Genomic DNA, 12036 nt, shown 5'->3' on the forward strand with positions numbered 1-12036 from the left:
TCATCCACCCACCTGTCATCACTGTAGGAGACACGACAGATTACGACATCCCACCGCGGCTGGAGGGAGGCCTTTCACAGACGCTATGCTAAAAGCTGATATTCATCTCTTTGACACCTACCACAGGAATTCCATGGCGCTCAGCAAGACCCAGTCCAGTTTCTACCGTCGCCTTTACCTGGCTCACCTGATCGAGCAAGGCATCGCCAGCATACCGGCAATCGTTGCGGCTACCGGCATGCCCCGGCGTACCGCCCAGGATACGCTCAAGGCGCTCGAGGAGTTGGACGTACGCTGCGAGTTCCGGCCTACGCCGGGCGAGCGCCACAACAGCGGGCAATACGCCATCATTGACTGGGGGCCTATCGATCGGGCCTGGGTGGCACAGCATGCCGAACGCCTGCGTACTGCGTTGGACTACCCAGCGCTGGCATGAGGCAAACTCGCTGGGCAAAGTGGTTTCTGCCTGTGTCGGTGCTACTGCTGGCTGGCTGCACCGGTCCGGTATTGCAAACACCAGGACCTGCCCCAAGCGAGCCTCAGCTGACGCCGTACCAGGTCATTGCCGAGGATGGCTACCGTTTGCCGCTGCGCCACTGGCCTGCCAAGGAGGGTTCCCAGGTGGTCGTGCTGGCCGTACATGGCTTCAACGACCATGCCGGCAGCTTCGAGATCATGGCCAACGCCCTCACACCGCATGGCATCGAGGTCTATGCTCACGACCAGCGCGGCTTCGGCACCACCGACCAGCGTCGCCTGTGGCCCGGCCACGAGCGGCTGCGTGACGATGTCATCCTGCTCGCCGAACTCCTGCGCGAGCGTCATCCCGACACACCGCTCTATCTCATCGGCAAGAGCATGGGCGCCGCGGTGTCGATGCTCGCCATGGCCGCCGAAGAACCACCCCCGGTGGACGGCAGCGTGCTGATCTCCCCCGCCGTGTGGAGCGAGGAGACCATGCCCTGGTACCAGCGCCTCGGGTTGTGGCTGGGCGTACGCCTGATACCCCAGGCCACCTTCTCGGTGCAGACCACGCGTCGTCTCGGCATCGAGCCGACCGACGACGAAGCGATAAAGCGACGCTTGGCCAACGACCCGCTGATCCTGCGCAGTGCCCGGGTCGATACGCTCTACGGCCTGACACGCACCATGGGACTGGCACTCGAGGCGGCTGCCGAACTCCCAGCGCCTTCACTCATACTGTACGGCGACGAGGATCAGGTCATTCCCATTGAGGCCTACTGCGCCCTGTTGCAGCGACTCCCCGATCACGACGCCATACGCCTGGCGTTCTACCCAGGCGGCTATCACATGCTCACGCGCTACACCCGGCGCGAGCGTACCGAGCAGGACCTGGCAGCCTGGCTGCACGACCCCACCGACGAGCTACCCTCGGGCTTCGAATTGCCCCGCAAGCAGTTACGTTCCATGCACTGCGGCGAAGGCAACGGGTAAAAAACGGCAGTCGTGCTGGCCGCCACGGTGCTGGCGCCCCTTCGAAACCAAAAAAGCGGCGGGGCAATGCCCGCCGCAAGACACCGATCAGCCGCACTGACCGAGAGAGATGCCTGGTTGGATCAGATCTCGAAGCCGAGCCCGAAATCCTCCGGTGACAGCGCCATCAGCGGCTCGGCGCCAGCCTGAATCAGGCGAGCATGAGCCAGGGTGCGCGGCAACAGACGCTGGAAGTAGAAGCGCGCTGTGTGGATCTTGGCCTCGTAGAAGGCCGCTTCGTCGCTGCCCGCCGAGAGCGCCTCGCGAGCCTGCTTCGCCGCGCGGGCAAAGAGGTAGGCAAGCGTCACGTAGCCGGAGTACATCAGGTAATCGACACTGGCTGCGCCCACTTCCTCACGGTCGTTCATGGCCTTCATGCCGATGCCCATGGTCAGCTCGCCCCATTCGGCGTTGAGCTTGGCCAGCGGGCCGACGAATTCGGCCAGCTCGCCGTTGGCTTCTTCTGCCTTGCAAAACTTGTGAATTTCCTTGGTGAAGACCTTGAGACTCTCGCCCTGGCTCATCAGCACCTTGCGGCCCAGCAGGTCGAGGGCCTGAATACCGGTAGTGCCCTCGTAGAGGCGCGTGATACGCGCATCGCGTACCAGCTGCTCCATGCCCCACTCCTGAATGAAGCCGTGGCCACCGAAAACCTGCACGCCTTCGTTGGTGGCCTCGAAGCCCACCTCGGTGAGGAACGCCTTGACGATCGGCGTCAGCAGGCTGAGCAGGGTCTCGGCATGCTCACGCTCCGACGCGTCCTGGCCATGTTCGACGATATCGAGCATCTGGGCGGTGTATAGCACCAGCATCCGTCCACCTTCGGCGAAGGCCTTCTGCGTCAGCAGCATGCGTCGCACGTCGGGGTGAACGATGATCGGATCAGCGGGTCTTTCCGGCGCCTTGGGCCCAGAGAGCGCACGCATCTGCAGGCGGTCGCGGGCATAGGCCAGCGCGTTCTGGAAGCTCGCCTCGGTCAGGCCCAACCCCTGAATACCCACGCCCAGGCGCGCAGCGTTCATCATGGTGAACATGCACGCCAGCCCCTTGTTGGGCGGACCCACGAGGAAGCCACGGACGCCATCGAAGTTCATCACGCAGGTCGCATTGCCGTGGATGCCCATCTTGTGCTCGAGCGAGCCACAGCTGACGCCGTTACGCTTGCCGGGGTTGCCTTCGGCATCGGGCAAGAACTTGGGCACCACGAACAGCGAGATGCCCTTGGAGCCCTCCGGCGCATCCGGCAGCTTGGCCAGCACCAGGTGAACGATGTTCTCGGCCAGGTCGTGCTCGCCGGCGGAGATGAAGATCTTGGTGCCGGTGATCTCATAGGCACCGTCGGCGGTAGGCACGGCGCGGGTCTTGATCAGCCCCAGATCGGTGCCGCAGTGCGGTTCGGTCAGGCACATGGTGCCGGTCCACACGCCTTCCACCAGCTTGGTGAGATAGGTGGCCTGCTGCTCCTCGGTACCATGGTGGCGCAAGGCATCAGCGGCGCCATGGGAGAGGCCGGGATACATGCCCCAGGCCAGGTTGGTGGAGCAGATCATCTCGTTGAGCGCCATGGCCAGCGAATGAGGCAGCCCCTGACCGCCGTGGGCGGGATCGGCGGCAAGGCTCGGCCAGCCGCCCTCGACGAATTGCTGGTAGGCTTCCCTGAAGCCCTTTGGCGCCTTGACCTCACCGCCCTCCAGCAGGCATCCCTCCTGATCGCCGCTCTGGTTCAGCGGCAGCAGCACCTCGCGTGCGAAGCGAGCGCCCTCCTCGAGAATGGCGGTCACCACGTCGGGCGTGGCCTCTTCACCACCCGGCAAGCGGGCATAGTGAGCGGGATAGTCCAGCATTTCGTCCATCACGAAACGAAGGTCGCGCAGGGGGGCCTGATAGTCGGGCATCTCTACTTCTCCAAAAGATCGCCTGGGCAAAAAGGTCGCCTGAAGTCGGTCGCGTGAAAGCGGCAAAGCCTCTTTCAAACATGTGTTTGAAACTAGCCTGCATGCAACGCTTAGTCAAGCGCTCGTTTTATTCATGCTCGTGACGACCCGCCGAAGGCTCACCCATGCCACACCGGCAGCCAGGCTCAACACCGGAGTGCAAGCCACGGCGAACCTCGTCTATCCGGCTCGGGAGAGTGCTTGAAAGAGAAAACTACTTGCTGCAACAGATTACAGAACTCTCGAATCACACCAATAGAACGCGCACCAATCAAAATAACAACAAACTATTGTGCACTAAGCAATTAAGCGAACCATACGGCGGTAGCGTGATTGAGTCAGAGGCAGGCGTGGTCAGGGCATGGCTTCCTCGAGCCTATCGCGCAGCGTCTCGAGGCGCGCCTTGAGTTCGGCCAGTTCGTCTGACGCCTGGCCGCTGACCATGACCACGCAGTCGGGTATCTCCTCGGCCTGCGATTGCATGGCCCTGCCCCGCTCGGTGAGAAACAGCTCGACGACCCGTTCGTCACGGCGGCTACGCACCCGCTTTAGCAGCCCATCAGCCTCCAGGCGCTTGAATACGGGCGTCAGCGAGCCGGTATCGGTCATCAGACGTCGGCTGATGGCGCCGGCGCTTTGACCGTCCTCCTGCCAAAGGGTGAGCAGCACCAAGTATTGGGGATAGGTAAGGCCAAGCCCCTTGAGCAGGGGCTTGTAAAACTTGGTCATCAGCAGCGAGGTCGTGTAGAGCGTAAAGCAGAGCTGGTTGTCGAGTTGAAGGTCGGAGCCGGTCTCCTGGCTGGCCATGCGGGTGCTCCCCTGTTCTTGTCGTGCGTCTCGTTGAGCGCCCTACGCTAGCGTGCCAGCCGGTACCTGCCAAGTGCGGCCACCAACGCTCACTGCATGCGAATGCCGCCGTCCAGGCGCACCACCTCACCGTTGAGCATGGCATTGGTGATGATCTGCTCGGCCAGACGAGCGAATTCGTCGGGATGCCCCAATCGTTTGGGAAACGGCACCGAGGCCGCCAGCGCCTTGGCGGCTTCGTCGGGGATCTCGCTCATCATCGGCGTCTGGAACACGCCCGGCGCAATCGCCATGACGCGAATGCCGTGCCGCGACAGTTCGCGTGCCGCCGGCAGGCTCATGCCCACCACGCCGGCCTTCGAGGCACTGTAGGCGCACTGCCCCACCTGTCCATCGAAGGCGGCAACGGAGGCGGTATTGACGATCACCCCGCGCTCGCCGTCTTCGCTGGGTGCGTTCTTGGCCATGGCGGCGGCGGCCAGTCGCATCACGTTGAAGGTGCCTACCAGGTTGATCTGCACGGTGCGCGCGTAGGCGTCGAGATCGGCGGGATTGCCCTCACGGTCGACCAGCTTGGCCACGCTCACCACACCGGCACAATGCACTACCCCGGCAAGGCCGCTTTCGCCGCCCAGTGCGACGGCCGCATCCACCGCCGCCTGCATGTCGGTAGCCGAAGTCACGTCGCCGTGCACCGCGCGGGCGGCCTCGCCGAGCCTTTCGGCATGCGCCTCGACGGCGTCGCTGAGGTCACAGAGAACGACCCGGCCACCGCCGGCCACGAGGCGCTCGGCCGTGGCCGCCCCCAGTCCGGAGGCGGCGCCGGTAATCAGAAACGTACGATCCTGCACTTGCATCTAGGGGTTCTCCCGGTTCATTTCGCTGCCGACGCACCGGACTCCGCCTTCTCGGCGGCATCGGCACGCAACTTGAAGCGTTGGATCTTGCCACTGGGCGTCTTGGGCAGGGTGTCGACGAACTCGATTACGCGTGGGAAGGCGTGGGTGGAAAGCCGCTCGCGCACGCGTTGACGGATCTCTTCAGCCAGTTCATCGCTTGCCTCGAAGCCCTCCCTCAGCACGACATAGGACTTGATGATCTCACCGCGGATCTCGTCGGGCTGGCCCACCGCAGCGGACTCAGCCACCGCTGGATGGGTCATGACGGTATTCTCCACGTCGGTGGGACCCACTCGGTAGCCCGCGGTGGTGATGATGTCGTCGTCGCGGCCGGCAAACTGGAAGGTGCCGTCCTCGTTGCGGATCACCACATCGCCGGTCAGGTAGTAGCCGTTGGCGAACGGATGCTTCTCCTGCCAGGTATAGCCGGCGAAGAAGTGCGCCGGCGAGCGCTCGATATCCACTGCCAGTACGCCCGGCTCTCCCGGCGGCAACTCGTTGTATTCGGCGTCGAGGATGGCCAGGCGGTAGCCCGGCATGGGCACGCCCATGGCTCCGACATGCTTGGGATGCTCCAGAGCGTGGTGGTTGCAGCAAGTCATGCCGGTCTCAGTCTGGCCGTAGTGATCCATGACAGGGCAGCCCAGCGAACGCTCGACCCAGGTCACTACCTCGGTGTTGAGCGGCTCGCCGGCAGAGCTGGCGACACGTAGCTCGAGGCTCTCGTGAGCAGTATCGAACAGGCCCGAGGCCTTCATCAGACGGTAGGCGGTGGGCGCGGCGGCAAAATTGGTAATGCGGTGCCGCTGCATGAATTCGAGCGCCCCTTCCGCGCTGAAGCCCGCCTCGCAGAAGTGGGTGGTCACCCCCAGCAGCAGCGGGCCGGCAATGGCATAGTAGAGGCCATAGGCCCAGCCGGGGTCGGCCATGTTCCAGAAACGATCGCTCTCGCGCAGGTCGATGGCCAGCTCCATGTAAAGCGCGAAGGCCGGCATCCCGGAGAGCGGCACCGCCACCCCCTTGGGCTTGCCTACGGTACCGGAGGTGAACATCTGCAGGAAAGGCGCCTCCGGCGAGAGCCGCGGCGGATTGGCTTCGATGGGTGAATGCGCCAGTGCCTCGCTCCAGTCGAGATCGGCAGCGTGCCCTTCGCTCGCCCCACCCACCGCCAGTACCGACGGACACTGAGAGAGGCCGTCGAACTTGAAGCGGTTGGCGTGATCGGTGATCACCAGCTTGGTGTCGGCACGCCCCAGACGGTAATCCACGGCGTCGGGGCCGAAGGCAGTGAACAGGGGCTGGTAAACGGCACCGATCCGCCAGGTGGCGAGCACCGCTACCAGTAATTCGGGCGAGCGCGGCAGCATGCAGGCGATGCGATCGCCCACGCCAAGACCACGCTCGGCGAACCAGCCGGCGAGCCGGGCGCTGCGGGCTTCCAGTTCGGCATAGGTGAGCCGGTTGACGCTGCCCCGGGCATCCTCGTGGATCAGCGCCAGCACCTCACCGCGACCGGCGCGCAGGTGGCGACCGCAGCAGGATTCAAAGGCGTTGAACTTGCCATCACCATGGTCATCGAGCCGGGAAATGACGTCGTCGACGAAAAAAGCCTGGTAATAGGTGGAGTACTCAGGAAGCTGTTGGGTGCTCATGACTGCCCTCTTGTACCGGTTTGTGCTTGTTGTTGAAACGCCGCCTCGGCTCGACACGCTACAAGGCCGGTTCGCGGTCCTGTTCATTCAGCTTGAATCCTTTCTGCTTAGATGCCGTTGACGTAAGCGTCAACCTAGCAAGCGCTCGGTACAAGCTAGAAGCAAAGACGGGGCGGGGCAACCCCCGAGACGGAGTTCCCGGGCTAGACCTTGGTCGACTGCCCAGGCTGGGAGGGGGTTGAAGGAGCAATCATCGCAACCAATTCGTGGGCCAGGTCCTCCGGCTTGCGCGGCCCCTCGGGATCGTACCAGCGCACCGTCCAGTTCAGCGCGCCCATGACGAAGCGCGATACCAGGAAGCGATCGCCATGAACGAGCCCGGCCTCCAGGGCTTCGTCTATGACCCGCTCCCATAGCTCCTCATAGGCGTCGCGCAAATGGCTCAGGTGGTCCCGTGCAGCCGCATCCAGCCGCCGCCATTCGTAGAGGGCGACGACATGCGCATTGCGATCGGTCAGCAGCGTTTCCAGATGGGCCCTGGCCATGGCATGCAGCCGCTCGCTGGCCGAATCGCCGCATTCCTCCAAGGCCTGCCGGGCCAGCATCAAAGCGTTCTGGGTGCCCTCCTCGATGACTGCCGCCAGGATCTCCTGCTTGTCGCGAAAATGATGAAACAGGCTGCCGGACTTGATGCCCATCTCCTGGGCGAGCATGCGCACCGTCGTGCGATCGAAGCCCTCCTGGACGAACAATTGGGCGGCCAGACGGGTCAATTCCTTACGGCGTGGGGACTCGTTAACGACATTCATCGGGTTTACACTAGCGCTTGCTTGGTTGATCTTGAGAAAAACACAGCGACGTCGGCAGGTCAACGCGACATACCGCAGAGATTACCCAGACGAGACGGCCGCAACGCCTGTTTGAGCCGGCTCTCGTCGACGACAAACACAACGGATGATTCGACAGGAGAGTGCCACCATGAGCAGCCCCAACGATATCGTTTTCCTCTCCGCCGCACGCACCCCGATGGGCGGCATGCTCGGCAGCTTGGCAAGCCTCACGGCTCCTGAGCTTGCCGCCACCGCCATTCGCGCCGCCATCGAGCGCGCCGGCATCGAGTCCAGCGCCATCGACGAAGGCATCATAGGCTGCGTGTTGCCGGGCGGCGTCAAGCAGGGCCCTGCCCGCCAGGCCATGCGCCAGGCCGGCATTCCCGACGGCATCGGCGCGACCACCATCAACAAGCTGTGCGGTTCGGGCATGAAGGCCACCATGCTGGCCCATGACCTGATCCGCGCCGGCAGCGGCGAAGTAATCCTGGCCGGCGGCATGGAGTCGATGTCCAACGCCCCGCACGTGCTGACCAAGGCGCGTACCGGCTATCGCCTGGGTCATGGCGAGCTGAAGGACCATATGTTCCTCGACGGCCTTGAGGACGCGGAGACCGGCAAACTGATGGGCGTGTTCGCCCAGGATGTCGCCAGTGAGCGCGGCTATTCGCGCGAACGCCTCGACGATTTCGCCATCGCCTCGCTGGAGCGTGCCATGGAGGCCACCAACGCCGGCCACCTCAAGGCAGAGATGGCCCCGGTCACCGTCACAAGCCGCCAGGGCGAGAGCGTGGTCGAACACGACGAGCAACCGTTCCAGGCCAAGCTCGACAAGATCCGCCAACTGCGCCCCGCCTTCGCCAAGGACGGAACCATCACCGCGGCCAACTCCAGCTCCATCTCGGATGGCGCCTCGGCGCTGATACTTGCCAGCCAGGCGGCTGCCGACAGGCTGGGCAGCAAGCCGCTGGCACGCATGCTCGGCCATAGCACCCACTCCCAGCATCCCAGCGAATTCACCATCGCCCCGGTGGGCGCCATCGACAAGCTGCTGAAGAAGCTGGACTGGAGCATCGCCGACGTCGACCTGTTCGAGATCAACGAGGCCTTCGCCGTGGTCACACTGTTGGCCATGGATGGACTCGATATCCCGCACAGCAAGGTCAACGTGTTCGGCGGCGCCTGCGCCCAGGGCCACCCCATCGGCTCCACCGGTTCACGCATCATCGCCACCCTGATCCACGCTTTGCGCACCAAGGGTGGAAAGCGCGGCATCGCCAGCCTGTGCATCGGCGGCGGCGAGGCCACGGCAGTGGCCATCGAGCTGATCGACTGATCGGGCTTTAAAGCCCCTGAACGCCCGCTTCGACACCGAAGCGGGCGTTTTCATGAACGGGGTGCCGAGAGCCGATCGAGGCGCAGACGCTCGCGGGAATCGAACAGTCGGCGACTGCCCGCGGCCACCGCGGCCAGGGTGCCGAAGCCGGTCCCCAGCGTGATCGCGAACATGATCAAGATCTGGTACTTCACCGCCAGGCTCGGCGCGGTGCCGGCGAGTATCTGCCCGGTCATCATGCCCGGCAGGCTGACCACGCCTGCGGCGGCCATGGCGTTGATCATCGGCATCAAGCCGCTGCGCATCGCCTCGCGACGGATGTCGCCAATCGCCACCTGCCACGGCTCGCCGAGCATCAAGCGATTCTCGATCACGCCACGCAGACGCCAGGCGGTATCGGTCAGGCGATCCAACGCCAGAGCCACACCGGTCATGGTGTTGCCCAGCAGCATTCCCAGCAGCGGAATGGCATACTGAGGGCGATACCACGGCTCGGGGCCGATGACCACGGTCAGGGTCAGCACGGCGACGGTGAACGACGAGAGAAACATCGACAGCGTACCGATGCCGAAGGCCCAGCCGCCCAACAACCGACGCTTTTGGCGCGCCATCACCTCGCGCCCGGCGATCAGCAGCATCGCCAGCGCCATCAGCACGACCCACACCAGCCGCTCGGCGGCGAACAGCGCCTCCAGCACCAGACCGACCAACGCCAGTTGAATGACAGTGCGCAGCGCAGCAACCAGCAGGCTGCGCCCCATGCCCAGCCGCATCGCGAAGGTACAGGCCGCAAGCACCACGACCATCATCGCCGCCAGCGCCAGCTGCCACCAGGAGAGTTCGATCACGTCCATGCTGCGTCCACTTCCTCCAGTCGCCCGTTCGCAATCCGCCAGTGGCGGTCGGCCACTCGGGCGATCTGCCCTCGGTCATGGGCCACCCATAGCGTCGGCCAGCCACGCTCGTGAATGCGCGCCTTCAGCCAGGCCTCCACACGCTTGCTGGTCGCGTCATCCAGGTTGGCGGTGGGCTCGTCGAGCAGTAGTGCCCCGGGCTCGCGGCTCACGGCCCGCAGCAGCCCCAGGCGCTGCTTCTCACCGGTGGAGAGCCGCCCCACCTGCCAGGCCAGAGCATCGGGAGCCAGCCCCAGCGCTTCCAGTTCCGCTGCTTCAGGCTCATGGAAGAAGTGCTCGACCACCGTCTCCGCCCACCAGTGGCTCTCGGCCGGCACCAGCATCACTTGGCGCCGCCAAGTATGGCCTGGCGTCTGCGCCTGGGCCTGCTCGCCCAGCCGGACCTCGCCTTCATGAGGTTCGAGATCGGCCACCGCACGCAGCAGCCGGCTCTTGCCCGAGCCACTGGCGCCGGATAAACAGACGATCTCTCCGGGTTCGACGTCAAGGCTGGCCTCGGCCAGCTCGCCGATGGCAACACGGTCGAGTCGCAAGCACTCTTCAGACAAGGCTTTTCCCCGCTGGGTGGAGAAGAAGTTACAGTGGCGCGAACCCGCCAGGCTGACAAGTGGAAGCCATCTTACCTCTCGATTGTTTATATATGGGCATCCATATATAATGAATCAGCAGTCAAGTTAATTTACCAGGCTTAGCTTCAATACTTCTTTTTTGCCCTTCGGATAACGAAATGACTTCACATCAGGACACCCAGGCGCCTCCGCCAACCGAAGGCTTGGGCCTGTTCGAACGCTATCTCTCCGTGTGGGTGGCACTGGCCATCGTCGCCGGTGTACTGCTAGGCCAGCTCGCCCCGGCGGTGCCTAAAACCCTCTCGCGCTTCGAAGTCGCCCAGGTATCGATACCGGTGGCGATCCTGATCTGGGCGATGATTTTCCCGATGATGGCGCAGATCGATTTCGCCGCCGTGCTCGGCGTGCGCCGCCAGCCCAAGGGGCTGATTATCACTACCACGGTGAACTGGCTGATCAAGCCCTTCACCATGTTCGTCATCGCCTGGTTCTTCCTGATGGTGGTGTTCCGGCCGTTGATTCCGGAACACCTTGCGAGCCAGTACCTGGCCGGCGCCATCCTGCTCGGCGCCGCACCCTGCACCGCCATGGTATTCGTGTGGAGCTACCTGACCCGCGGGGATGCCGCCTACACCCTGGTGCAGGTAGCGCTCAACGACCTGATCATGCTATTCGCCTTCGCCCCCATCGTGATTTTCCTGCTCGGCATCTCCAGTATCCAGGTGCCCTGGGGCACCGTGGCGCTGTCGGTCCTTCTTTACATCGTCATACCGCTCGCTGCCGGCTACGTGACCCGGCGCACCCTGATCGCCCGCCACGGCCTCGATTGGTATGACAATGACTTTATGAAGCGGATCGGCCCGGTAACACCGGCAGGGCTTATCGTGACGCTGGTGCTGCTGTTCGCCTTCCAGGGCGAGGTAATTCTCGAGGCGCCACTGCATATCGTGCTGATCGCCATCCCGCTGATCATCCAGACGGTGCTGATCTTCTTCATCGCCTACGGCTGGGCCAAGGCGTGGAAGGTACCGCACGACATAGCCGCTCCCGGCGCCATGATCGGCGCCAGCAACTTCTTCGAACTAGCCGTGGCCGCCGCCATCGCGCTGTTCGGCCTGCAGTCGGGCGCGGCGCTGGCCACGGTGGTGGGCGTGCTGGTAGAGGTGCCACTAATGCTGGCTCTGGTACGCATCGCCAACAATACCCGCGAGCATTTTCCTACCTCGACTAGCCCCCAGGGCTGAGTCAGTTTCAGCGAGCGAACGTACCGCAGTGCTACGGCTCATTCAGAGCACACGCCCCAACGGGTTAAACCCCGAAGTAGCCGGCAATCAGCCACCAGGTGCCACTCTTCTGCTGGCTCTTCCTGGTCATCTTGGGCATCACGACCTTCGCTCGGCGACATTCTGCATGCCCTCGGCGAGCGGCGAAACGCCCTGATCTTGGTGTTATTTGCCATCCCCAAATTTATGTCGCGGATTCTCCAGACGCCACAAGCAGGGGTGGCGCAAGCCATCATAGGGAACTTATATGGACTCCCCCTTTGCAAGATGACGTTGAGATCGATCAACACTAAGGTCCAACTGCATCCTTATATTCGG

General features: G+C 63.6%; 11 protein-coding genes. 4 read left to right on the forward strand and 7 right to left on the reverse strand.

Translation table 11 applies throughout. The annotated features are described in order from the left end of the window. Positions 1 to 133 precede the first annotated feature (133 nt). Positions 134 to 436 carry a winged helix-turn-helix domain-containing protein gene (locus HBJ55_RS20880; RefSeq protein ID WP_167119770.1) on the forward strand — a complete coding sequence of 101 codons (303 nt, stop codon included), beginning with the start codon at positions 134 to 136 and terminating at the stop codon, positions 434 to 436. 32 nt (positions 437 to 468) lie between these two features. Next, on the forward strand, positions 469 to 1455 hold the full coding sequence (locus HBJ55_RS20885; protein WP_338072060.1) for an alpha/beta fold hydrolase: 987 nt from the start codon (positions 469 to 471) through the stop codon (positions 1453 to 1455). Between the two features lie 122 nt (positions 1456 to 1577). Here the strand turns inward: HBJ55_RS20885 and HBJ55_RS20890 are convergent, their stop codons facing one another. The 5 genes from HBJ55_RS20890 to HBJ55_RS20910 form a co-directional block, all read right to left on the reverse strand. Further along, the gene (locus tag HBJ55_RS20890; protein WP_167119776.1) at positions 1578 to 3389 is read right to left on the reverse strand and encodes an acyl-CoA dehydrogenase C-terminal domain-containing protein; all 1812 of its coding nucleotides are present in this window, start codon (positions 3387 to 3389) and stop codon (positions 1578 to 1580) included. Between the two features lie 393 nt (positions 3390 to 3782). Next, positions 3783 to 4235 (reverse strand): MarR family winged helix-turn-helix transcriptional regulator, encoded by a 453-nt coding sequence (locus HBJ55_RS20895; protein ID WP_167119778.1) that lies wholly within the window; start codon positions 4233 to 4235, stop codon positions 3783 to 3785. A gap of 89 nt (positions 4236 to 4324) precedes the next feature. Further along, on the reverse strand, positions 4325 to 5092 hold the full coding sequence (locus tag HBJ55_RS20900) for an SDR family NAD(P)-dependent oxidoreductase (protein ID WP_167119781.1): 768 nt from the start codon (positions 5090 to 5092) through the stop codon (positions 4325 to 4327). Positions 5093 to 5109: 17 nt separating this feature from the next. Next, positions 5110 to 6786: an AMP-binding protein gene (locus HBJ55_RS20905; protein ID WP_167119784.1), complete on the reverse strand. Its 1677-nt coding sequence runs from the start codon at positions 6784 to 6786 to the stop codon at positions 5110 to 5112. A 203-nt stretch (positions 6787 to 6989) separates the two neighbouring features. Next, on the reverse strand, positions 6990 to 7595 hold the full coding sequence (locus tag HBJ55_RS20910; RefSeq protein ID WP_167119788.1) for a TetR/AcrR family transcriptional regulator: 606 nt from the start codon (positions 7593 to 7595) through the stop codon (positions 6990 to 6992). A 169-nt stretch (positions 7596 to 7764) separates the two neighbouring features. On the opposite strand from HBJ55_RS20910, the gene HBJ55_RS20915 reads away from it, so the two are divergent. Then, a complete protein-coding gene (locus HBJ55_RS20915) occupies positions 7765 to 8952 on the forward strand; it encodes an acetyl-CoA C-acyltransferase (RefSeq protein WP_167119791.1) in 1188 nt (395 codons plus the stop codon). 50 nt (positions 8953 to 9002) lie between these two features. Here the strand turns inward: HBJ55_RS20915 and HBJ55_RS20920 are convergent, their stop codons facing one another. Together HBJ55_RS20920 and HBJ55_RS20925 are read right to left on the reverse strand one after the other, a co-directional pair. Then, positions 9003 to 9806, reverse strand: a complete 804-nt coding sequence (locus HBJ55_RS20920) for an ABC transporter permease (protein ID WP_167119794.1) — start codon at positions 9804 to 9806, stop codon at positions 9003 to 9005. Beyond that, complete coding sequence (locus HBJ55_RS20925) at positions 9797 to 10414, reverse strand: ABC transporter ATP-binding protein (protein WP_167119797.1); 618 nt, start codon at positions 10412 to 10414, stop codon at positions 9797 to 9799. Before HBJ55_RS20925 ends, HBJ55_RS20920 begins: the two co-directional genes overlap by 10 nt. A gap of 179 nt (positions 10415 to 10593) precedes the next feature. Here HBJ55_RS20925 and arsB point away from each other — a divergent pair, with 179 nt between their 5' ends. Continuing rightward, entirely contained in the window at positions 10594 to 11679 is a 1086-nt protein-coding gene (gene arsB / locus HBJ55_RS20930; protein ID WP_167119800.1) for an ACR3 family arsenite efflux transporter, read from the forward strand. Positions 11680 to 12036 lie beyond the last annotated feature (357 nt).

It is taken from the genome of Billgrantia bachuensis (assembly GCF_011742165.1).
Taxonomy (GTDB): domain Bacteria; phylum Pseudomonadota; class Gammaproteobacteria; order Pseudomonadales; family Halomonadaceae; genus Halomonas; species Halomonas bachuensis.

What these genes read in the sequence shown, in the direction of transcription:
- HBJ55_RS20880 (WP_167119770.1), top strand. Translation starts at nt 134, where the DNA reads ATGGCGCTCAGCAAGACCCAGTCCAGTTTCTACCGTCGCCTTTACCTG.
- HBJ55_RS20890 (WP_167119776.1), bottom strand. Translation starts at nt 3,389, where the DNA reads ATGCCCGACTATCAGGCCCCCCTGCGCGACCTTCGTTTCGTGATGGAC.
- HBJ55_RS20895 (WP_167119778.1), bottom strand. Translation starts at nt 4,235, where the DNA reads ATGGCCAGCCAGGAGACCGGCTCCGACCTTCAACTCGACAACCAGCTC.
- HBJ55_RS20900 (WP_167119781.1), bottom strand. Translation starts at nt 5,092, where the DNA reads ATGCAAGTGCAGGATCGTACGTTTCTGATTACCGGCGCCGCCTCCGGA.
- HBJ55_RS20905 (WP_167119784.1), bottom strand. Translation starts at nt 6,786, where the DNA reads ATGAGCACCCAACAGCTTCCTGAGTACTCCACCTATTACCAGGCTTTT.
- HBJ55_RS20910 (WP_167119788.1), bottom strand. Translation starts at nt 7,595, where the DNA reads ATGAATGTCGTTAACGAGTCCCCACGCCGTAAGGAATTGACCCGTCTG.
- HBJ55_RS20915 (WP_167119791.1), top strand. Translation starts at nt 7,765, where the DNA reads ATGAGCAGCCCCAACGATATCGTTTTCCTCTCCGCCGCACGCACCCCG.
- HBJ55_RS20920 (WP_167119794.1), bottom strand. Translation starts at nt 9,806, where the DNA reads ATGGACGTGATCGAACTCTCCTGGTGGCAGCTGGCGCTGGCGGCGATG.
- arsB (WP_167119800.1), top strand. Translation starts at nt 10,594, where the DNA reads ATGACTTCACATCAGGACACCCAGGCGCCTCCGCCAACCGAAGGCTTG.